Source organism: Arthrobacter sp. ISL-85 (assembly GCF_018613675.1).
Lineage (GTDB): Bacteria > Actinomycetota > Actinomycetes > Actinomycetales > Micrococcaceae > Arthrobacter.
In genome coordinates, this window is sequence record NZ_JAGGPQ010000020.1 from 1 (window position 1) to 20,047 (window position 20,047).

Below are 20,047 nucleotides of genomic sequence, written 5' to 3' on the forward strand. Positions count from 1 at the left end.
AAAGACAACATCCAAAACACCTGATCAGCCCATCGCGGCACCCTAAGGCAATAGTTTGATCGGCAGGCCGGCACCGCCATCCGCGGGCCGGCCTGTCCGCTTGGCCCCTGATTGAGAGGACACCCATGGCCACTCACGACGATTCCGAAACCAGCACCGCCAAGGCGGGGCAGGCTCCGGATCCAAACGATTCGAGGAAACCCGGCAACCTGCGGGAACTGGAGAAGCCATCCTGGAAGTACATCGCCAGGAAGACCCTCCGGGAATTCAGCAAGGATCAGTGCCCTGATCTGGCAGCAGCCCTCACCTACTATTCAGTGCTGTCGATCTTCCCGGCCCTGTTGGCGCTGGTGTCCCTCCTAGGGATCTTCGGGGACCCGCAAAAGACAACGTCCGCCCTGCTGGATATCGTCCAAGGTTTCGCCCCCGGCCAGACCGTCGAAACGATCCGCCCTGTGGTCCAGGACCTAGCCAGCTCCTCGGCCGCCGGGCTCACCCTGATCCTGGGCCTCCTCACTGCCCTCTGGTCGGCGTCCGGCTACGTCGGAGCCTTCGGCCGGGCCATGAACCGCGTCTACGAGGTCGATGAGGGCCGGGCCTTCGTGAAACTGCGCGGCACCATGCTCGGCGTAACGGTCGTGAACTTGCTGATCGTCGTCGCGATCGCGGCGATGCTCGTGCTGAGCGGCCCCGTAGCACAGTCCGTCGGAAACCTGATCGGGCTCGGGGGCGCCTTCCTGACGGTCTGGGACATCGCCAAATGGCCAGTGATGCTGGCACTGATCATTGTGGCAATCGCCATCCTTTACTACGCCACCCCCAACGTCAAGCAGCCGAAATTCCGGTGGATGAGCATGGGTTCTGCCATCGCCTTGGTGGTGTTCCTGCTGGCGTCGCTGGCCTTCGGTTTCTACGTTGCGTACTCCAACAGCTACAACAAGACCTACGGCGCCATCGGGGGCGTCATCGTCGCTCTGCTGTGGCTCTGGATCCTGAACATGTCGCTTCTTTTCGGGGCTGAGTTCGACGCCGAAATGGAACGGGCCCGAGAGCTCCAGGCCGGCATCAAGGCGGAGGAAACCATCCAGCTGCCGCCGAGGGATACGAAGAAGAGCGAGAAGCTGCAGAAGCAGATCGAAGAGGACGTCAATCACGGCCGGGAACTCCGGGAGCAGTACGCCTCGGAGAACGCGCAGGAGGGCTCCGGCGGAAACCAGGACGGGCAGCCTGCCGGGAACGAACAGAACGGCGTCCGGCCGGATGAGCGGCACCGTGACAGGGTCCGCGAGAAGGTACAGCACCGTGCCGCCAACGGAGAGGCCGACGACGGCGGCCAGCGCGGCGGGAGCGCCTAAGCAGGCAGGCCCAGCCGCTGCGCAGAGGGACTAGGCAGGACCTTCGAGATGGAGGAAAATTCATCTTGGAGGTCCTGTTTAGTTTTCCCGGGGGTGAAGTAAACCCGGGGTAATACGGGGTCGGCGGTGAGATGGCCTCTTCTGAGACCGAGGCCAGTCCCCCCAGTCGCCGTCGGCCCCCTCAAAGCTGCCCGGCGCCTGGACGCCACTGTTCGACGCGCAGGTGTCCAGGGCCGGCCCGGCAAGGCGCAACGGGCCGGGTCCAACTGGACAAGCACGCGGAACTGCAATAATTTCTTGAATACCTCGCCGGGATCCTCCGGAAACTGGCGGGGCCCGCTGAAGCAGACGGCGGGATTACTGTCGACCCCTTATGAGCGGACATGCCTGCTACCCATTTTGAACAGTTTCTTGCCGAAGCAGTCGTCGCGGACAGGGAGCCCGGGCTGGGACTCCGACGCGACGAACTATACGGCCTTTACACGAGCTGGTGCCTCCTGCACAAGGCGGAACTCCAGCCGGCGGCAGCCCTTTGGGAGGCCCTGCAGGATGCCGGGATCAACCCCGACAGTAATAACCTCTCCATGACCGGACCAGCTGCGGCGGACTACATCGTTGCCAGCGCTCCGGACCTGGTGTAGCAGCCCAGCCCAAACAACGGGCAGGCGTCGGGCCCGCAAGGAAATCAAGACCGTTAGGGGCATGCACTTTCTGCACATGCTGTCCTTCAGTAGGGAAGGGCTGCTGCCGCAGGGCAGCAGCCCTCTTCTGTGCTTGGCACCTGAGCATCTCCACTGCCTACTTACTGTTTCAGGGAAGGATGCGTGCCAGCGCGAACCCGTCCCAGCCCTTGGAACCGACCGTCTGGATCACGGTGGCGTCCAGCCGGGGGTGGTCGCCGAGCAGCTTCAGTGCGTCGATGATGCCCGGCGCGTTGACGGGATCCATATCCGGGTCCAGGACCGCCCCTTCCCAGATGGTGTTGTCCAGGACCACCGTGGCACCGGGCCTGCCAAGCCTGACGGCCCACTCAAGGTAACGGCTGTTGTTTTGCTTGTCTGCGTCGATGAAGATGAAGTCGAACGGCTCCCGCTCCTCTTCCTCGAGGGCAGCCAGGGTATCCAGCGCAGGCCCCAGCCGGATCTCCACCCTCTCCCCCAGGCCCGCTGCGTCGATATTGGCCCACGCCACTTCCGCATGCTGGGGCAGGTATTCGCACGTAACCAGTTTGCCGTTGTGGGGAAGCCCCCGGCCCATCCAAATGGTGCTGTAACCCGCGAGCGTCCCGATCTCCAGGATGCGGCGGGCGCCGGTGAGCTGGACCAGGAGCTTCAGGAGCTTCCCGGCGTTGGGTGCCACCTCGATGGAGGGCATCCCGGCTTCCGCCGCGGCCTGGATGGCCCGCTGGACGGCGCTGTCCGGGTGCACCACGGCATCGGACAGGAACTCCTCAGTGGCAATCCATTCCGGCCGGGGTTTGTGCTCGAACATTGCCACATTTTGGCACGCGCCGTCCTGGGGGTCCAGATAATACGGTCCCCTGTTAGACGGTTAGGGCTCCTGCGCCAGGGCGTTCTCCAGGCGGTCAACCTTCGCCGTCAACTCGCCGCTGTAGCCGGGCCTGATGTCTGCTTTGATCACCAAGGAAACACGGCTGCCGTAGCGCCCCACAGCTTCGGTGGCGCGCTTTACTACGTCGAACACTTCGTCCCACTCACCTTCGATGGTGGTGAACATGGAATCCGTATGGTTGGGCAGCCCGGACTCCCGGACGATCTTTACTGCGGCGGCAACGGCGTCGTGCACAGACGCGTCGTTGGGCCTGGAGCCTTCGCTGGGAACGCCTGACGGAGCAACAGAAAATGCAAGCAACATGCTCCCAAGTCTCCCACGCAGCTGCGGACAGCCGCAGGCCTGAACGCAGGAGGCCGCCGTCACATAAGCGCCTACCCCGCAGTAACCGTGTTGGCCGCAGGCTCCGTTGCTACCCTTTTGGGCATGAGCCTCGCAGTCGCCCGAAAACCCCTCCGTGCAGACGCAGCGCGGAACGTGGACAAGATCATCACGGCGGCGCGCCAGTGCTTCCGCCAGTTCGGGCCGGAGGTACCGCTCCAAACCATTGCAACCACCGCCGGCGTGGGCCCGGCAACCCTCTTCCGCAACTTCGCCGACAAGGAGGAACTGGTGCTCGCCGCCCTTAACCGGCAGCTCCGGCTCACCGTGGACCCGGTCATGGACGGCGCCCTTGCCGATATCGATGCGGCGGCAGGCTTACTGCGGGTCCTCGAAGCGCTGATGGCGGCAGCAAGCGACGACGCCAACCTGCTGTGCGCGGTGGCGGGCCGGCGTGAGCTCCTCACCGGAATCACAGGTTCGCTAATGGAATCCATGAGCGTCCTGTTGGCGCGCGGGCAAGGGCAGGGAAGCCTCCGCACTGACATTTCGATGACAGACATGTTCCGGCTGCTTGCCATGCTGATCGGCGTGGTGGACACGATGGAACCGGGTTCTGATGCCTGGCGCCGCCCGCTGGCCCTGGTGGAAGACGCCATCCGCACGGTCCGCCCGTCGCGTCCGCTTCCCGTGTTCGTGCCCATCCCGGCGTCCCCGGGCTTCACCACATTGCCGGGCCAGCCCGTAGCCCGGCCGGAGTAAGCCTGGCGTTCCGGCGCCACCGGTTCCATTGCCGGCCGATTCCGTTGTTAGCAGTGGGCGGGTGCAATACACTCGGAGTTGGGTTAGGCAGACAGCCCACGGCACTTCCACGTTGGAGCGACCCATGCACTTCGCGCCTGTCCCCCACACAACGGCCGCGCTGCAATGAACCATTCAAAGCTTGTGCACTACCTGTCTGATCCCCGTGGACCGGAGGAAGTCCTCCCTGCACTGACAGCCGGGGAGCTGGTGGAACTGCTTGACGCCCTGTACCAGAACCTCGATACTCCCGAGCCCGAGTTCGACGCGCAGGTCTGGTACGAGATGGGCGTGGAGGAAAGCTGCCGCAGGTCCGTCTCAGCTGAGGGCGCTGCCAACGGGGTAGCCTAAGCAACCGACCGCTCCAGCCCGCGGCTTCCGGTCAGTGCCGACCGGACGTCAGCGTCGGCCGGATGTCAGCGCCGGCGCCGGCCTGCTGTCAGGGCCGCCACTTGTCAGGGCTTGCCCCCGCTATTTTCCCCGGCGCCGGTGTCCCCACCCTGTTCGTTGCCTTCAGTCCCACGTTCGGTCGGCTGAAGATCCTGGTGCGTTGTCCCGGGGTCCCCATGTTCGTGCCCCCGGTGCTCAGGTCCAGCGTGCCCGTGGCCCTGGTATCCGTGGCCGGGGTGTTCATGGAATTCGTTTGGAACGTGGTCCTTCGCTTCCAGCAGGTGCTGCTGGAGTTTCTCTTCCGCGTCCCGGCGCCTCCGGGCGGTGTCCCGCAGTTCCCGGGTTGATTCCGAGCCGCGCGGATCAAGATAGGCGGCCCGCGACTTTGCGGACTGTTCTGCGGCGGGCACTCCAGCGCCTTGTTCTTCCCTGGCGTTCCTGCCGGTTTCCTCGGTGCCCTGGCCGTCCTGCGGCTCAACAGGCCGTGACTGTTCGTCCATCTCGATTCCTCCTTTGGTGGCCGCCTGGGTGTGGGCTGCCTCTCTTCCAGTGCACCACAGATGGCACCCTGAATGCAGGGCAGCTAGGCGTGGCCCGTGTCTGCCCGCTTGCGGATTTCCCGGCGCACCAAGGCTTGGAGGGCAGGCACGGACGACGTCGGATCCAGGTCAAGTGCCTGCCGGAGCCTTTGCGAGAGAAGTTCCAGGTCCTCTTCCGGAACGTCCGAAAGTCCGGCGAAGCGCTTGAAGAAGCGTTTCGCCGGGAGGCCCGCCCGCCGTCTGGCGTTCTTGTGGCGGACCCTGCCCGCTAAGCCGTCCGCAGGGTGCAGCTGATTTTCCATGGTGACCGTTCAATAGGAAATCGCATAGCCAACTGCATAAGCCGATCTCATAGTACAACCGGCACCCGCCCAGCAAAGTGATCTGCATCACTACATCGCCCGTCGGGCCTGCCGGGTCAGTTCCAGCCCAGGGCCCTTAACAGCGCGGCAGTGCCGGCTCCGGCGATGACCACCATCAGGAACGGTGCCCGGAATACCAAGGCGATGGCCCCCGCGGCCAGCGCCCCAAGCCTGGCGTCTGCTGCCAGTCCCTGGCCCGACACCACTGCGTTGACCACTGTCAGCGAGGCCAGCAGGCCGATGGTCATGGTTCCGGCGACGCGTGATGTCCGCGGGTCCTCAAGGAATTTGGCGGGGACAAAGTAGCCCACGAGTTTCCATGCGTAGGCAAGCACGCAGGCAATTACCAGCCAGATCCATAGGTTCATCCGCCTGCCTCCTCCGTGTCCGCGCCTTCCCGGCGCTCCACTTCCCCGTGGCCGTTCGGGCCCGGATGCTGGCCCTGGGCCTGGTGATGGCCGTGGAGGTGGCCATGAGTGCCGTAGGGTTCGACGTCGGGCTCCAGGCCCTCGTCGCGGCGCCCATGACTGAACCAGCCCACCAGGGCTGCTACAACTGCGGCCACCAGGATGGGGACGCCCGCCGGCACGAAGGGAACAGCAACTACGGTGGCCACAGCACACACCGCCGCGATGGCGATTGGCTCACGGCCCTTAAGCCGGGGCCAGAGTAAGGCCAGGAAGGCGGCGACGGCGGCCCCGTCAAGCCCCCACTGCTTGGGGTCGCCCAATCCGCTTCCGGCGAGCGCACCCACAGCCGTAAACAGGTTCCACAGCACGTAAACGCCAATTCCGGCAGTCCAGAATCCACGGCGCTGCTCGGCTGGGTCCGTCTGGCCCGTGCTGGTGGCCGTGGATTCGTCAATGGTCAACTGCGCGCCGACGTACTTGCGCCAGCCGGTGGGCCGGAGCAACGCGTTCAACTGCATGCCGTAGATGCCGTTGCGCATGCCCAGGAGGGTGGCTGCACTCATGGCGGCGAGGCCGGAACCTCCACCTGCCACCACCCCGATGAAGGCAAACTGCGAGCCACCGCTGAAGAGGAGCAGGCTCAAGGCCATGGTCTGCCAGAAGTTGAGCCCGGACGTCACTGCGAGCGCTCCGAATGACACGCCGTAAAGGCCTGTGGCGATGCTGATGGAGATACCCACCCTCACCGCGGGCGAGGCAAGCAGCTTCACACCCGTGCTCCGGGTTTACTTCCAAGGGCCGGTTTCCGCAGGGTCCAGGCCCAGAGGATCAACGGCGCCTGGAGCGGAAGCCGCACCGCATGGATCCTCCGCCGTCGCGGTGTGCCATGCGGTCCGTACGCCCCCACAAGGGCATCGACATGACCTGCCAGGAACGCGGTGAACATCGCCGTGAGGGCGGCGGCTGTCAGCTTTCGGGTGGCCGGAAGGAGAATGCCGACGGCGGCCGCGAGCTCCAGCAGGCCGCTCACGGCGATCCACTCGTCCCGGGACAGGACGGCCCACGGATGCTGGGCTGCGGCGCCCGGGGCCGTGCTGAGTTGGGTGGTACCAGGCACCGGATCCTGCCGGCACAGATATCCCGGGACGACGTCACGGTAGAAGCCGGGGTCCCTGAAATGCTTGCCTGCGCTGGCTAGCAGAAGGACTCCCATGGCAGCTGCGGACAGGTGCTGGAGGGCTGGGCTGTGAATGGATGGGGACGGAGCGGGCAGGCCCTGGGCAGCGGCGGCGGACCTGGGATAAGACATGGAACCACTCAATCACAGCCACAGCGCTGCCCAGAAACCGGCACTTGGGACAGGTTGACGGTTGCGCTGCTGCCTTGGGTGGCCTCACAACCAGGCGGGCGGCGAGCTTCCATACCGCGGCGGCGGGGACTGGTAGTCCAGCGGCCGCCCGGCGTCCAGCAGGGGCGGCCCAACGTAGCGCAGTTCCCCGTAGCTGCTGTCTTTAAGGCGATATACCGGAGCGGGCAGTTCCGCCGGGCTTTCCGTGCTGGCCGGGTTTTGCATGCTGGCGGTCAGGGAAAACAGTTCCTCCGCGGTGCGGGCCAGCGACAGGTGGGCGGCGCCTCCCATGCCTGTCTCACGGCGCACGGCCAGAAGACGGACGGCAGCCGCGGCCACCCCGTATCCGGTGGCGTGGTCCAGCGCCTGGACCGGAAGGGCACCGGGGCGCCAGCCGTCGTCGTCGTTCTCCATGCCGTACAGGTGCGCGATTCCGCTGGCCGCCTGGACAATACTGTCGAAGCCGCGCAGGCCGCTCCACGGCCCACTGCTGCCCCAGCTGTCCAGGGTGACCACCACCAGTCCCGGGTGTGCTGCCAGCAGTTTCCGTGGGTTGAGCCCAAAGCGGTCCAGGGCGCCGTGCCGGTAGCCGGTGACCACGGCATCCGCGCCGGCCAGGAGTTGCTGGAGCCGGTGCTGGTTTGCCGGGAGCCCCAGGTCGGTTGCTGCGCTGCGCTTGCCAAACGCCGTGTCCACGAACTGGTCTTCGATCTCGGGAAAGGCGGGCGGGTCGATCCGCAGGACGTCTGCGCCGAGCGCCGCCAGCAGGCGGGTGGCGACCGGTCCTGCGATCACGCGCGTAAGGTCCAGGACCCGGAGCCCGGCCAAGGGTAGGCCGTCCATGGGCAGGCCGTCCACGGGCAGGCCGCCGGTGTGATCTCCGGCGCCGGTGCCAGTGCCTGCTGCCGCTCCAATGTCCCGCAGCCCTATGCCGCTGGTGGTGCCGTCGGCATGCTCCACAGCGATCCATGGCCCTAAGCCGGCCGCACGTCCCATGTCGGTTGCAAGCCATTCGCTGCGTGTCCTGACAGCCGCGGCGATCCCGCCTTGGCCCTGGATGGCGGCCTCGGCCTCCAGCGCGGCCATGGAGCGGAGCTGCCGTTCCACCCCTTCCGCGGAGGTGGCACCCAGCGCCTGCAGGAGCCGCTTCTCGTGGTGGGGGTAGTTCGCATGCAACCGTATCCAGCCGTCGGCGGTCTTCCGGAAGCCGGAAAGCCGTGCAAAGCCCTGCGGCTTGCGCCCCGCAATCCGCAGGTGCCCGAAGGAATCAAACGCCGCCGCCGTCAGTGTGGGGGTGGTACTGAACCGGCCAGGGGTCCCCGCGTACAAATCCAGTGCCTCCGCTGCTGCTTCCACAGACTGCAGCGCCAGGCCCTCGACGTCGAGCTTCCCCGCCCACCACCGGGGCGTGGGATGCGTGGCCGCGGCCATCATGTCCGCCGCTACTTTCCCTGCGGAGAGGCCACGTGGAGCTGGTCGAGGACCAGGGCCGGCACGTTGGTGGTGATCTCCTGGATGCCCAACTCCCGGCAGAGCGCCACGTCCTCCGGGGAGTCCACAGTCCACACCCTGAAGCGGCGGCCGGAGTCCAGCCAGCGGCGGACGGTATCGGGTCGCTCCCGGACGTACTCGATGCCGGGGCCGGCCATCCCCACCTCGCGGTCGTCCAGGATCCGTTCGCCCTCCAGCTGGGTGGCTTTCATCAGGTTGGCGATGGCACCGCCGGCAATTGGCCCCACGCCCAGTCCGCCGCGGATCTCGTGGATGGTGAGATCGTCCACGAGCTGGCAGATGTACTGCGGCGGGACGGAAAGGAGCAGGTGGCGGACCGAATCCGGGCTGAAGCTCATGAAGGTCACGGCCACGTTGTCCACAGTGGAGCTTTGCGGGTCCCAGCCCTCGCTGCGGAGTACCTCCAGCACCCGGTCCTCCAGCTTGAGCTGGTAGGGACTTGGGTGCTTGAGCTCGATGGCGAGTTTCACGGGGCGGCCCGCTCCGCGGAGGAGGTCCAACAGCTCCGGGAGGGTAAGGAGCTGTTCGGACCGGGCCCCGTAGGTTTCCGGGATGCGGGCTCCCTTCCAGGACGAGAAATCCAACTGGCGCAGTTCCTCCAGCGTCCGTTCTGCCACCGGCCCCGTCCCGTCCGACGTACGGTCCAGGTTGGCGTCGTGGAGCAGGACCAAATGCTGGTCCCGGGTCAGGTGGACATCGCACTCCACCCCGTCGGCTCCGTCAGCCAGGGCCTGCAGGTAGGCGGCGCGGGTGTGTTCGGCGTATGCGCCGCTGGAACCGCGGTGGGCGAAGACCAGCGGCCGCTGCGGCACTGACTCGTCAATTGTCATGGACACACGGTAACCGACCGGCCCGCGCCTTCGGCGCTAGGCTTGGCACATGCAGGTGAACTCTGAGGCAACTACCGGGCCAACCACGCAGGAAGCACCCGCCGAAACAGCGCAGCAGCCGGGGCCCGGCACTGGGGGGGCAGGCGCCGTCGTAAGCCGCCAGCTTGGTGCCGGCGATGCCGAAAAGGCGGCAGCGCTGCGGAAAATGAAGCTGCTGGCACTGAGCCTGCTGATTGCCATGGCCGTGATCTTTGTGTTCGCGTTCGCGCTGCAGAAGGACTACCCGTGGCTGCAGTACGTGCGCGCCGCGGCCGAGGGCGGCATGGTGGGCGCTCTCGCTGACTGGTTCGCCGTGACGGCCCTGTTCAAGTACCCCATGGGCATCAAGATCCCGCACACCGCCATCATTCCGCGCCGGAAGGACCAGATCGGCGCCTCCCTGGGCGAGTTCGTGGAGACCAACTTCCTCTCCGAGCAGGTGGTCCAGGACAAGCTGGCCAGCGTCAACATTGCCCGCCGGGCAGGTGAGTGGCTGGCTGCGCCCGGCGGGGCTGACCGGGTGGCTAAGGAGGGGGCTGCGGTGATCCGCGGTGCCTTCAAGGTGTTGAATGACGACGACGTCCAGGCCGTCATTGAGGGCATGGTCCGCAAGCACCTGCTGGCTCCGCCCTGGGGACCACCTGTGGGCAGGCTGGCTGAGCGGATCTTCCACGACGGGCACCATCACACGCTGGTGGACCTGCTGGTGGACCGCGCGGCGGACTGGGTGGACGACAACCACCAGACCGTGACCCACCTGGTGTCCGACCGCTCCCCCACCTGGGTTCCGCAGTTCGTGGACGGGCTGGTGGGTGACAAGGTCTACATCGAGATCCTCAAGTTCGTGCGGGCGGTCCAGGCTGACCCCCGCCACCAGGTACGCCAGTCCATCGACAAGTACCTCAACGACCTCGCCCAGGACCTCCAGCATGATGCGGCAATGATTGCCCGCGCAGAGGACATCAAAGCGCAGGTCCTGGGCGATCCGGAGGTGCGCGAACTTGCCTCCCGGACCTGGGGCACCGTCAAGAATGCGCTGCTGGGCGCCGTGGATGATCCGGACAGCGAGCTCACCATCAAGTTCAAGGCGGCCGTCCGTGACTTTGGGTCGCGGCTGATGCAGGACCCCGAACTGGCCGGCAAGGTCAACGCCTGGATTGGCGACGCCGCGGGGTACTTGGTGCGGACCTACCGTTCGGACATCGCCGGGGTCATCACGGATACCGTGGCCCGCTGGGATGCTGAGGAAACCTCGCAGAAGATCGAGCTCCAGGTGGGCAAGGACCTGCAGTTCATCCGCATCAACGGCACCGTGGTGGGGTCCCTGGCCGGCCTGGCAATTTTCACGGTGGCGCAGCTGATTTTTGGGTAGGTTTTCGCGGCGGATGTTTTGTGGCGCTGCGCAGATTCCTTTTCGCGCCGGTTATTTGGGGTGCGAAGAGGAATCTGAGCAGCGAGAACGCGGACGACGGCGGCACGCGGTTCTGTCCCTGAACTAAGCGAAGGACTCCAACTGCACACCGGCAGCCTCAAGTGCGGCCCTTACCCGGACTGCCGCCTCCACTGCGCCCGGAGTGCCGCCATGGATACGCAGGGAGTCCGGCTGGACGGTGACCACGGACCCGTCGATGGCCACCACTTCGCCCTGCGTTGCCAGGCGCACGGCCCGCTCAACGATCGTGTCGACGTCGTGCACTATGGCATCTTCCCGGGAAAGCGGCACCAGCGTGCCGTCAGCGAAGTAGGCGCGGTCGGCGAAGGCCTCGGTGAACACCGGGTGGCCGGCCTCCTTGGCCTGCTTCAGCAGCTCCGATCCCGCGGAACCCAGGATGGGAAGGCCCGGATCGTAGGCATTCACCGCCGCAACCACGGCAGAGGCCTGCTCGGCGTCGTGGATCAGCGCGTCGTACAAGGCACCGTGCGGCTTCACGAAGTCGACGGAGGCACCCACGGCATGCGCAATGCCGTCGAGCGCTCCCAGCTGGTACAGCACGTCACCAAAAAGCTCGTCAAAGCTCATATCCAGCGAGCGCAGCCCGTAGCCGGCCAAATCGCGGTAGCCGATGTGCGCCCCTACGGTGACGTCCAGTTCGTAAGCGGCCCGGCAGCTGTCCAGCATGGTGACCGGATCGCCTGCGTGCAGGCCGCAGGCAACGTTGGCGCTGGTGGCCAACTGGAACATCGCCGGATCTCCTCCCGCGGTCCAGGAGCCGAATGATTGGCCTACGTCAGCGTTGAGATCCAAGTATGTTGCCTTCCAGGGTCAGGTTGTCCGGCCCGGCAGCCGCGGTCAGCTCCCCGGGGATGGTGTCCGGCATGGGTCCAAACGCCTCCCGGGCGTTCTTGGCCACTGCACGGCCCATCACGAGGTTACCGGCTCCGCCCACAACTGCCCCTATGCCGAAGGGGAGGGCCCGGCCAAACAGCGCCGTACCCTGCCGCCTGAGCAGGTTCTTGAGGAATGCGTGCTGAATGCTCTTCCGGACGCTGCCGAATCCCGGGATCGAGGACTTGGACAGCATGTTCCCCCACACGTCTGCGGGCTTTGCACCGCCGGCCGTCTGGCCGCTGAGCGTCCCCAGCAGGGCAGTCCCCTCCTCGCCAAGCATGATGGCCATGACCATGGTGCCGGCCTTCTCGGGGTTGGTGAGGCGAATGCCGTGGAGCTCTGCCAGCGAGGTGGCGTAGAGGGCCGTTGCTTCCAGGAAGCCAACGGTTGCGGCTGCGGAAAGTCCCAGCGACGCCACGGTTCCAACGCCAGGGACGACGGCGGTGGCACCCACCAGGGCACCCCCTCCGGCCACAGCCCGCAAGTAGTCGCGTTCCGCGATGTCTGCGAGCTGCGCGGCCGTGGCCCGCGGATGCTTCTTCTGGAGCCTGCGGATGTAGGCCACCACCAGGGGCCGCTGGATCTGGACTGCCTTCAGGAGCATGTTGTGGACGCCGGGCTTGGGCTTGCCGTCGGCATCGAACATTGCGTTATGGGCGGTTTCCTGTGCGATTCGTACTGCGGGATTGCTGCGCCTGGCCATGGTCACCTTCATTCAAATCGACCTGCAGCGGGTAGGCTGCCGTGCTTATCCATCCTATGTGGACAAACACTAAGCATGCTGAACTTTCCGCTCGGCGCCCTGGGCCATCCTGTCGCGTTGCTCCCGACGGCGAAAACTTCGGGGCTGTATTCAGATGTGCTGGTGCGGCGGCCGGCGCCTCTGACCCGTCCCCTGCACGGGGTGCGGTGCCGGCCGCCTTGATGGACCGGAAATCAGCGAAGGATGACCGTCCGGTTGCCGGACAGGACGATTCGTCCTTCAGCGTGCCAGCGCACGGCATTCGTCAATGCCGTGCATTCGGCGTCGCGGCCAACGGCGACCAGGTCGGAGGCGGAGTACGTGTGGTCCACCTCGATGACCTGCTGGGAAATGATGGGCCCCTCGTCCAGCTCGGCGTTGACGTAGTGCGCGGTGGCGCCGACGGTCTTGACGCCGCGGGCGTAGGCCTGGTGGTAGGGCTTGGCGCCCTTGAAGCTGGGCAGGAACGAGTGGTGGATGTTGATGGCCCGGCCGTCCAGCTGCCGGGTCAGGTCATCGCTGAGCACCTGCATATAGCGGGCCAGCACCACCAGTTCCACGGCGTACTGGTCCACCAGCTCCAGCAGGCGCTCCTCAGCGTCCGCCTTGGTATCCGGTGCCACCGGGATGTGGTGGAAAGGAATGCCGTGCCAGGCTGCAAGCGGCTCCAGGTCCGGATGGTTGGACACCACTGCGGCAATCTGGACCGGCAACTCACCGCTGCGGGCGCGGAACAGGAGGTCGTTGAGGCAGTGCTCGTACTTGGAGACCATCACCAGGATGGGCTGCTTGCGTCCGTGGCGCTCCAGGCGCCAGTCCATCTGCCATTCCCGGGCCACCGGTTCGAACCCGGCCCGGAGGCGGCCAAGTTCCACCTCAACCTGGGAGGTGACGTGGATGCGCATGAAGAACCGGCCGCTTGCCCTGTCGCCGAACTGCTTGATGTCCACGATGTAGCATTCCTGCTCCAGCAGGAAGGCCGCCACCGCCTGGACAATGCCAAGGGCATCCGGGCAATGGAACGTCAGCACGAATTCCTTGCCCGTTTCCGGAGCCATGGCCTGGAGCCGCCCGGCCCCGGAGAGGCGGGTCCCGGAGCTGCTGTCCTCCGACGTACGGGAGTCCGTGCCGATCACCGCCTGACCCGCTCTTCCCCCGCTGCTGCGGCGGCACCCTGACGTCCGGCTTTGCCGGATGCGCCGTCGGTGAAGGCCTGGTCTGCCTGCAGTTCAGCCTGGAACGCGGCAAAACGGGCCTGGTGTGCGGGCCGGCGGCGGAGGACAAACCATGCCGCGCCCAGAATCACGAACCACGCGGGGGTGACCAGCAGCGCCACCAGGGTGTCGGCCTGGGTGGTGAGCGCCCAGATCACGAAGGCAAAGAAGGCGAAGACCACCCAGACCATGGCGATACCGCCGGGCATCTTGAACTTCGAGGCCTCATGCAGGTGCGGGCGCCGGCGGCGGAAGGCGATGTAGCTGGCCAGGATGATCGACCAGACAAAGACGAAGCAGACGGCGGAGACGGTGGTCACCATGTCGAAGGCCTTCCCCACGTCCTGGCCGGCATACATGAGGACGACGCCGGACAGCAGCAGCACGCAGGAAAGGAACAGTGCGTTCTGGGGCACCTTCCGCCGGGACAGTTTGCCAAAGACGTCCGGGGCGTCGCCTTCCTGGGCAAGGCCGAACACCATGCGGGACGTCGAGTAAATGCCGGAGTTCGCTGAGGACATTGCGGAGCTCAGCACCACAAGGTTAACCACGGTGGCCGCGGCGCCCAGGCCCGCCAGCGAGAACATGGCGATGAACGGGCTGTGGCCGGCCTGGAACTGGGTCCACGGCGTGACAGCCATCAGGATGATGAGGGCACCGACGTAGAAGAGGAGCACGCGTATGGGGATGGAGTTGATCGCCTTGGGCAGGTTCCGCTCCGGGTTCTTGGCCTCGGCGGCGGTGGTGCCCACCAGTTCAATGCCCACGAACGCAAACACGGCGATCTGGAAGCCGGCTACGAAGCCCATGAACTCGTTCGGGAAGAACCCCCCGTGGCTCCACAGGTTGGTGAAGGTGGCAGGGCCGGCGTCGGACTGGAAACCGGTGAAGATCATGAACAGGCCAACGACGATCAGCGCGGCAATGGCAATGATCTTGATCAGCGCGAACCAGAACTCTGTCTCGCCAAAGGCCTTCACGGTGGTGAGGTTCAGCAGGAGCAGGATGGCCACGGTGGCCAGGCCGGGGATCCACAGGGGCACGCCGGGCCACAGTTCGCGGGAGTAGCCGGCGATGGCGATGACATCGGCGATGCCGGTGATCACCCAGCAGAACCAATAGGTCCAGCCCGTAAAGAAGCCGGCCCACGGGCCCAGCAGGTCTGCGGCGAAGTCGCTGAAGGACTTGTAGTTGAGGTTGCTGAGCAGCAGTTCACCCATGGCGCGCATCACGAAGAACAGCATGAAGCCGATGATCATATACACGAAGATCACCGAGGGGCCGGCAGCGGAAATGGTCTTGCCGGAACCCATGAACAGGCCGGTGCCGATTGCGCCGCCGATGGCGATCAGTTGGATGTGGCGGTTGCTGAGCTGCCGCTCCAGGTGCGGGGCTCCGCCGCCGGGGGACGTCGGGGAATGGGTCGTCATTGAGGAACTCCATCGTTCGAGCGGCACCCGGGGTGTCGCAAAGATTGGATTTCCTCCCCGCTCTGTCTGGGACCTGAGAGTTTCCACTCGCCGGGATGGCGTGCTTGCACCGTCGGTGAGCCAGGACAGGGCCTGGCTGCTTTCCAGAGTTGCCTCACCGCGGCGGTACGGGGGCCTGAGAGTTTCCTGGGGAGGATTTGCTCCTACGGCGCCTGCTGAACGTACCGGCAGGGCTCTCCCGCCGCAGGTCAAAAGCGTTGCTTGGTAAATCGGTCTTCAGTTATCAGGGGGCATCCACTTTGGCGCGGTTATCCCGCAGGATGGGTGGTGGACCCCTCCGGTGATTCCGGCCGGCGAACGGAGCGCCCAGCGTCGTTGAGCCAGTTCCGTGGCCCGGCCAGATCACGGGGTTCAGTGTGGTGTCCGTCACGAACAAAAGTCAAGCCCGGAGTTACACCACCCACTTAATGCTTTCCGGGCATGCTTCGTGACGGACGGATTTGCCTCGGGCCCTGCTTTGCCTGTACCTTGTGAGCCGAATCACCCACATTTCAATATGCCTTTCGAGCTGTGGCGGGAGAGTTCTCCCGGCCATCACCGGGCAGGCGCCGTAGGAGCAAATCCTCCCCAGGAATCTCTCAGGCCCATGTACCGTCACGGCGAGGCGACTCTGGAAAGCAGTGCTGCTCCGGCAGCGCTCACCGACGGTGCAAGCTGGCCCATGACGGGTCTGCGGAATCTCTCAGGTCCAATACAGAGCGGGGAGGGACCCGATCCATGCCGTGCCACCCGTGGCCGGCCGAACCTGGAGTTCCTCATGACGATTCAATCCCATCCGTCTGCCTTTGCAGACCGGCATATCGGTGCACGCCGCCAGGCTGACGTAGACACCATGCTCAAGGCCGTTGGCTACGACAGCGTTGACGGGCTGGTGGACATCGCCGTTCCCAATTCGATCCGCCAGTCCAAGCCGCTTGCGCTCAAAGGTGCGCTGAGCGAGGTTGAGGTGCTTGCAGAACTGCGCAGGCTGGCCGCCAAGAACAAGACAGCTGTCCAGATGATCGGCCAGGGGTACTACGACACCATCACCCCCGCCGTGATCCGCCGCAACATCCTGGAAGCCCCGGCCTGGTACACCGCATACACGCCGTACCAGCCGGAAATTTCCCAGGGCCGGCTCGAGGCGCTGCTGAACTTCCAGACCATGGTCCAGGACCTGGTGGGCCTGCCCATCGCCAACGCCTCCCTGCTGGATGAAGCCACCGCCGTGGCCGAAGCCGTCCTCATGATGCGCCGCGCCAACAAGAACAAGGACGCCCGCGACGGCAAGACGGTCCTGGACGCCGACGTGCTGCCGCAGACCATCGCCATCGTCAAGGGCCGCGCCGAGGCGCTTGGCTTCGAGGTTGAAGTCGCGGACCTGTCCAAGGGCCTCCCTGAAGGTGCCATCAACGGCATCGTGCTCCAGCAGCCCGGCGTCTCCGGCCGCGTCTTCAACCACGCAGGCGTCATCGCCGAAGCCAAGGAGCGCGGCGCGCTGGTCACCGTGGCCGCCGACCTCCTGGCCCTGACCCTGATCACCCCTCCGGGTGAGCAGGGTGCCGACATCGCCGTCGGCTCGACCCAGCGCTTCGGCGTCCCGCTGTTCTTCGGCGGCCCGCACGCCGCCTACATGGCGGTGGCGAAAGGCCTGGAGCGTTCCATGCCCGGCCGCCTGGTCGGTGTTTCCAAGGACGACGCCGGCCTCCCGGCTTACCGCCTGGCGCTGCAGACCCGAGAGCAGCACATCCGCCGCGAGAAGGCCACGTCCAACATCTGCACCGCGCAGGCCTTGCTGGCCATCGTGTCCTCCTTCTACGCCGTCTACCACGGCCCCGACGGGCTGAAGGCAATCGCCGAGCGCGTCCACAACAACGCCCGCGTCCTCGCCACCACCCTTCAGGTCGCCGGACGGGAACTGGCCACCGGGACGTTCTTCGACACTGTCACGGTCTCCGTTCCCGGCAAGGCCGCCAAGGTCATCACCGCGGCCGAAGCACGCGGCATCAACCTGCGCTACATCGACGCCGACACCATCGGTGTCTCCACGGATGAAACCACGACGCCGGAAATCCTGTCCGCGATCGCCGTCGCCTTCGGTGCCGGTCCCGTGGTGGACGCGAAGGGCTTCGACCTGCCCACAGAGGTGCTCCGTACCTCCGAGTACATGCAGCACCCGGTATTCAATACCCACCGGTCCGAAACCCAGCTCCTGCGCTACATCAGGAAGCTCTCGGACCGGGACCTGGCCCTGGACCGCACCATGATCCCGCTGGGATCCTGCACCATGAAGCTCAACGCCACCGCCGAGATGGAAGCCATCTCCTGGCCGGAGTTCGCCTCCATCCACCCCTTCGCCCCCGAGTCCCAGACAAAGGGCTGGCGTGAACTGATCAGTGGCCTGGAAGCCGACCTGGCGGAAATCACCGGCTACGACCAGGTGTCGCTGCAGCCGAACGCCGGATCACAGGGTGAGCTCGCCGGCCTGCTGGCCATCCGCGGCTACCACCGTGCCAACGGCGACACCCAGCGCAACGTCTGCCTGATCCCGGCCTCGGCCCACGGCACGAACGCGGCCTCCGCAGTACTGGCCGGCATGAAGGTCGTCGTCGTGGCCACCGCCGCAGACGGCACGATCGACCACGAGGACCTGCACGCGAAGATCGAGGCGAACAAGGATGCCCTCTCGGCGATCATGATCACCTACCCGTCCACGCACGGTGTCTATGACGCGGACGTGACCGAGATCTGCGATGCTGTCCACGCAGCAGGCGGCCAGGTCTACGTTGACGGCGCCAACCTGAACGCCCTGGTGGGCCTGGCCCAGCCCGGCAAGTTCGGCGGTGACGTGTCCCATCTGAACCTGCACAAGACCTTCTGCATCCCCCACGGTGGCGGCGGCCCCGGCGTCGGACCCGTGGCAGCCAAAGCCCATCTGGCGCCCTTCATGCCCGGCGACGCCAACAAGGCAGCCCATCAGGAAGGCCACGGCGTGGCCATCAGCGCCTCGAACTTCGGCTCCGCAGGTGTCCTCCCCATTTCCTGGGCGTACGTGAAGCTCATGGGCGGGGAAGGCCTCACCGAGGCCACCAAGGCAGCCCTGCTCGCGGCGAACTATGTTGCCGTGCGCCTGAACGAGTACTTCCCGGTCCTCTACACCGGCGAAGGCGGCCTGGTGGCGCACGAATGCATCCTGGACCTGCGCGAACTCACCGCCAAGACCGGCGTCACCGCGGAGGACGTGGCCAAGCGCCTCATCGACTTCGGTTTCCACGCCCCCACCCTGGCGTTCCCCGTGGCGGGCACGCTGATGGTGGAGCCCACCGAGTCCGAGGACCTGGCCGAGATCGACCGCTTCATCGAAGCCATGATCACCATCCGCAAGGAAATCGACCAGGTGGCCAACGGCGACTTCACCGTCCAGGATTCTCCGCTGCGCAACGCACCCCACACCGCGTCCGCCGTCGTGAACTCCGAATGGACCCGCCAGTACAGCCGTGAGCAGGCTGTCTTCCCCGTCCACCACCTCAAGCAGGACAAGTACTTCCCGCCGGTGGGCCGCATCGACGGCGCAGGTGGAGACCGGAACCTGATCTGCTCCTGCCCGCCGCTGTCCGAGTTCGAAAACTAAGGATCCCCCATGAGTGAGAACTACACCGCTCTCTACGAAGAGCACAAAAAGCTTGGCGCCTCCTTCACCGATTTCGGTGGCTGGCAGATGCCGCTCAAATACAGCTCCGAACTGGCCGAACACCACGCCGTCCGCAACGCCGCCGGGCTGTTCGACCTATCCCACATGGGCGAAGTCTGGGTTACCGGGCCCCAGGCCGGCGCGTTCCTGGACTACGCCCTGGTGGGTAAGTTGTCCGCCATCGCGGACGGTAAAGCCAAGTACTCGCTGATCTGCAGTGAAGACGGCGGCATCATCGACGACCTCATCACGTACCGTTTCGGCGATGAGAAGTACCTGGTGGTTCCCAACGCCGGTAACGCCCCCACCGTGGCCGCCGCCCTCGCCGAACGCGCAGCCAATTTCGATGTGACGGTGGAGGACGCTTCGGCGGCAACCTCGCTCGTCGCAGTCCAGGGACCCAAGGCCGAGGCCATCCTGCTCAAGCTCACGGATGAGTCGCAGCACGCCCTGGTCACCGGCCTGAAGTACTACGCGTTCAATGAAGTCAACGTGGCCGGCCACGAGGTCATCCTGGCCCGCACCGGCTACACCGGCGAAGACGGCTTTGAACTCTTCCTCCCGAATGAAGGCGCTTCTTCCCTTTGGGAGTCCATTGCCCAGGCCGGGGAAGAGTTCGGCGTTGTCCCCTGTGGCCTCGCATCCCGCGATTCGCTCCGCCTTGAGGCGGGCATGCCGCTGTACGGGAACGAACTCTCGCTCGAGCGTTCACCATTCGATGCCGGCCTGGGCCCTGTGGTGGCGCTCAAGTCCAAGGAAGGCGACTTCGTGGGCCGGGCAGCCCTGGAGTCTGCCAAGGAAGCCGGCTCAAAGCGCATGCTGGTGGGCCTGAAAGGCCAGGGCCGCCGTGCCGGCCGCGGCGGCTACCCCGTCCTTAAGGACGGCAACGTAGTGGGCGAGGTGACGTCGGGCCAGCCTAGCCCCACCCTTGGCTACCCTGTTGCACTGGCCTATGTCGACGTCGAACACGCCGAACTGGGCACCGCCCTGGACGTGGACCTGCGCGGCAAGGCTGAGCCCTTCGAAGTCGTCGCACTGCCCTTTTACAAGCGCCAAAAATAGCCCGGCGCCGGCGGGGCTGACATCCTCTGCGTGCTGCTCGTTCCTCGCTTTGACGCACGCT

Annotated in this window: 20 protein-coding genes and 2 riboswitches; of the genes, 7 read left to right on the forward strand and 13 right to left on the reverse strand. The window is 65.7% G+C overall.

The window, feature by feature from the left end; genetic code table 11:
* Window positions 1-125: 125 nt before the first annotated feature.
* On the forward strand, window positions 126-1,355 hold the full coding sequence (locus tag J7I84_RS15590; protein ID WP_214945461.1) for a YhjD/YihY/BrkB family envelope integrity protein: 1,230 nt from the start codon (window positions 126-128) through the stop codon (window positions 1,353-1,355).
* A gap of 383 nt (window positions 1,356-1,738) precedes the next feature.
* A complete protein-coding gene (locus tag J7I84_RS15595; protein WP_214945462.1) occupies window positions 1,739-1,996 on the forward strand; it encodes a hypothetical protein in 258 nt (85 codons plus the stop codon).
* 169 nt (window positions 1,997-2,165) lie between these two features.
* Here J7I84_RS15595 and J7I84_RS15600 read toward each other — a convergent pair whose 3' ends face one another.
* Together J7I84_RS15600 and J7I84_RS15605 are read right to left on the reverse strand one after the other, a co-directional pair.
* Complete coding sequence (locus tag J7I84_RS15600) at window positions 2,166-2,846, reverse strand: O-methyltransferase (RefSeq protein ID WP_214945463.1); 681 nt, start codon at window positions 2,844-2,846, stop codon at window positions 2,166-2,168.
* Window positions 2,847-2,906: 60 nt separating this feature from the next.
* Window positions 2,907-3,230 (reverse strand): thiamine-binding protein, encoded by a 324-nt coding sequence (locus tag J7I84_RS15605; RefSeq protein ID WP_214945464.1) that lies wholly within the window; start codon window positions 3,228-3,230, stop codon window positions 2,907-2,909.
* Between the two features lie 123 nt (window positions 3,231-3,353).
* Between J7I84_RS15605 and J7I84_RS15610 the strand changes: the two genes are divergently transcribed.
* Together J7I84_RS15610 and J7I84_RS15615 are read left to right on the forward strand one after the other, a co-directional pair.
* On the forward strand, window positions 3,354-4,010 hold the full coding sequence (locus tag J7I84_RS15610; protein WP_214945465.1) for a TetR/AcrR family transcriptional regulator: 657 nt from the start codon (window positions 3,354-3,356) through the stop codon (window positions 4,008-4,010).
* 165 nt (window positions 4,011-4,175) lie between these two features.
* Complete coding sequence (locus J7I84_RS15615) at window positions 4,176-4,400, forward strand: hypothetical protein (RefSeq protein WP_214945466.1); 225 nt, start codon at window positions 4,176-4,178, stop codon at window positions 4,398-4,400.
* 104 nt (window positions 4,401-4,504) lie between these two features.
* On the opposite strand, the gene J7I84_RS15620 is transcribed toward J7I84_RS15615, so the two are convergent.
* The 7 genes from J7I84_RS15620 to J7I84_RS15650 all read right to left on the reverse strand — a co-directional run bounded on the left by J7I84_RS15620 (window position 4,505) and on the right by J7I84_RS15650 (window position 9,440).
* Window positions 4,505-4,939 (reverse strand): hypothetical protein, encoded by a 435-nt coding sequence (locus tag J7I84_RS15620; protein ID WP_214945467.1) that lies wholly within the window; start codon window positions 4,937-4,939, stop codon window positions 4,505-4,507.
* 83 nt (window positions 4,940-5,022) lie between these two features.
* Window positions 5,023-5,280, reverse strand: a complete 258-nt coding sequence (locus J7I84_RS15625) for a hypothetical protein (protein ID WP_214945468.1) — start codon at window positions 5,278-5,280, stop codon at window positions 5,023-5,025.
* Window positions 5,281-5,396: 116 nt separating this feature from the next.
* Window positions 5,397-5,708 carry an AzlD domain-containing protein gene (locus J7I84_RS15630; RefSeq protein ID WP_214945469.1) on the reverse strand — a complete coding sequence of 104 codons (312 nt, stop codon included), beginning with the start codon at window positions 5,706-5,708 and terminating at the stop codon, window positions 5,397-5,399.
* Window positions 5,705-6,520: an AzlC family ABC transporter permease gene (locus tag J7I84_RS15635; protein WP_311381151.1), complete on the reverse strand. Its 816-nt coding sequence runs from the start codon at window positions 6,518-6,520 to the stop codon at window positions 5,705-5,707. The genes J7I84_RS15630 and J7I84_RS15635 overlap by 4 nt, the downstream gene beginning before the upstream one ends.
* Window positions 6,517-6,963, reverse strand: a complete 447-nt coding sequence (locus tag J7I84_RS15640; protein ID WP_214945608.1) for a hypothetical protein — start codon at window positions 6,961-6,963, stop codon at window positions 6,517-6,519. Before J7I84_RS15640 ends, J7I84_RS15635 begins: the two co-directional genes overlap by 4 nt.
* Before the next feature lie 180 nt (window positions 6,964-7,143).
* On the reverse strand, window positions 7,144-8,532 hold the full coding sequence (locus tag J7I84_RS15645; RefSeq protein WP_214945470.1) for a CoA transferase: 1,389 nt from the start codon (window positions 8,530-8,532) through the stop codon (window positions 7,144-7,146).
* Between the two features lie 8 nt (window positions 8,533-8,540).
* Window positions 8,541-9,440: a glycerophosphodiester phosphodiesterase family protein gene (locus J7I84_RS15650; protein ID WP_214945471.1), complete on the reverse strand. Its 900-nt coding sequence runs from the start codon at window positions 9,438-9,440 to the stop codon at window positions 8,541-8,543.
* Between the two features lie 49 nt (window positions 9,441-9,489).
* Between J7I84_RS15650 and J7I84_RS15655 the strand changes: the two genes are divergently transcribed.
* A complete protein-coding gene (locus J7I84_RS15655) occupies window positions 9,490-10,851 on the forward strand; it encodes a DUF445 domain-containing protein (protein WP_214945472.1) in 1,362 nt (453 codons plus the stop codon).
* Between the two features lie 123 nt (window positions 10,852-10,974).
* Here the strand turns inward: J7I84_RS15655 and J7I84_RS15660 are convergent, their stop codons facing one another.
* From J7I84_RS15660 to cycA, 4 genes are all read right to left on the reverse strand, one after another.
* Entirely contained in the window at window positions 10,975-11,724 is a 750-nt protein-coding gene (locus J7I84_RS15660) for a LamB/YcsF family protein (protein WP_214945473.1), read from the reverse strand.
* A complete protein-coding gene (locus tag J7I84_RS15665) occupies window positions 11,708-12,511 on the reverse strand; it encodes a hypothetical protein (RefSeq protein WP_214945474.1) in 804 nt (267 codons plus the stop codon). The genes J7I84_RS15660 and J7I84_RS15665 overlap by 17 nt, the downstream gene beginning before the upstream one ends.
* A gap of 233 nt (window positions 12,512-12,744) precedes the next feature.
* Window positions 12,745-13,608: a formyltetrahydrofolate deformylase gene (gene purU, locus J7I84_RS15670; protein WP_214945609.1), complete on the reverse strand. Its 864-nt coding sequence runs from the start codon at window positions 13,606-13,608 to the stop codon at window positions 12,745-12,747.
* Window positions 13,609-13,682: 74 nt separating this feature from the next.
* Window positions 13,683-15,194 (reverse strand): D-serine/D-alanine/glycine transporter, encoded by a 1,512-nt coding sequence (gene cycA, locus J7I84_RS15675; protein ID WP_214945475.1) that lies wholly within the window; start codon window positions 15,192-15,194, stop codon window positions 13,683-13,685.
* Between the two features lie 153 nt (window positions 15,195-15,347).
* Window positions 15,348-15,445: riboswitch (glycine riboswitch) on the reverse strand.
* A 313-nt stretch (window positions 15,446-15,758) separates the two neighbouring features.
* A riboswitch (glycine riboswitch) is annotated at window positions 15,759-15,858 on the forward strand.
* Between the two features lie 153 nt (window positions 15,859-16,011).
* Between cycA and gcvP the strand changes: the two genes are divergently transcribed.
* On the forward strand, window positions 16,012-18,864 hold the full coding sequence (gene gcvP / locus J7I84_RS15680) for an aminomethyl-transferring glycine dehydrogenase (protein WP_214945476.1): 2,853 nt from the start codon (window positions 16,012-16,014) through the stop codon (window positions 18,862-18,864).
* A gap of 9 nt (window positions 18,865-18,873) precedes the next feature.
* Window positions 18,874-19,986, forward strand: coding sequence for a glycine cleavage system aminomethyltransferase GcvT (gcvT, locus tag J7I84_RS15685; protein ID WP_214945477.1), 1,113 nt, complete (start codon window positions 18,874-18,876; stop codon window positions 19,984-19,986).
* Window positions 19,987-20,047: the final 61 nt, after the last annotated feature.

Excerpts from the sequence above, each read along its gene's own strand:
- J7I84_RS15590 (WP_214945461.1), top strand. The coding sequence starts at position 126 with ATGGCCACTCACGACGATTCCGAAACCAGCACCGCCAAGGCGGGGCAG.
- J7I84_RS15595 (WP_214945462.1), top strand. The coding sequence starts at position 1,739 with ATGCCTGCTACCCATTTTGAACAGTTTCTTGCCGAAGCAGTCGTCGCG.
- J7I84_RS15600 (WP_214945463.1), bottom strand. The coding sequence starts at position 2,846 with ATGTTCGAGCACAAACCCCGGCCGGAATGGATTGCCACTGAGGAGTTC.
- J7I84_RS15605 (WP_214945464.1), bottom strand. The coding sequence starts at position 3,230 with ATGTTGCTTGCATTTTCTGTTGCTCCGTCAGGCGTTCCCAGCGAAGGC.
- J7I84_RS15610 (WP_214945465.1), top strand. The coding sequence starts at position 3,354 with ATGAGCCTCGCAGTCGCCCGAAAACCCCTCCGTGCAGACGCAGCGCGG.
- J7I84_RS15615 (WP_214945466.1), top strand. The coding sequence starts at position 4,176 with ATGAACCATTCAAAGCTTGTGCACTACCTGTCTGATCCCCGTGGACCG.
- J7I84_RS15620 (WP_214945467.1), bottom strand. The coding sequence starts at position 4,939 with ATGGACGAACAGTCACGGCCTGTTGAGCCGCAGGACGGCCAGGGCACC.
- J7I84_RS15625 (WP_214945468.1), bottom strand. The coding sequence starts at position 5,280 with ATGGAAAATCAGCTGCACCCTGCGGACGGCTTAGCGGGCAGGGTCCGC.
- J7I84_RS15630 (WP_214945469.1), bottom strand. The coding sequence starts at position 5,708 with ATGAACCTATGGATCTGGCTGGTAATTGCCTGCGTGCTTGCCTACGCA.
- J7I84_RS15640 (WP_214945608.1), bottom strand. The coding sequence starts at position 6,963 with ATGGGAGTCCTTCTGCTAGCCAGCGCAGGCAAGCATTTCAGGGACCCC.
- J7I84_RS15645 (WP_214945470.1), bottom strand. The coding sequence starts at position 8,532 with ATGATGGCCGCGGCCACGCATCCCACGCCCCGGTGGTGGGCGGGGAAG.
- J7I84_RS15650 (WP_214945471.1), bottom strand. The coding sequence starts at position 9,440 with ATGACAATTGACGAGTCAGTGCCGCAGCGGCCGCTGGTCTTCGCCCAC.
- J7I84_RS15655 (WP_214945472.1), top strand. The coding sequence starts at position 9,490 with ATGCAGGTGAACTCTGAGGCAACTACCGGGCCAACCACGCAGGAAGCA.
- J7I84_RS15665 (WP_214945474.1), bottom strand. The coding sequence starts at position 12,511 with ATGGCCAGGCGCAGCAATCCCGCAGTACGAATCGCACAGGAAACCGCC.
- purU (WP_214945609.1), bottom strand. The coding sequence starts at position 13,608 with ATGGCTCCGGAAACGGGCAAGGAATTCGTGCTGACGTTCCATTGCCCG.
- cycA (WP_214945475.1), bottom strand. The coding sequence starts at position 15,194 with ATGACGACCCATTCCCCGACGTCCCCCGGCGGCGGAGCCCCGCACCTG.
- gcvP (WP_214945476.1), top strand. The coding sequence starts at position 16,012 with ATGACGATTCAATCCCATCCGTCTGCCTTTGCAGACCGGCATATCGGT.
- gcvT (WP_214945477.1), top strand. The coding sequence starts at position 18,874 with ATGAGTGAGAACTACACCGCTCTCTACGAAGAGCACAAAAAGCTTGGC.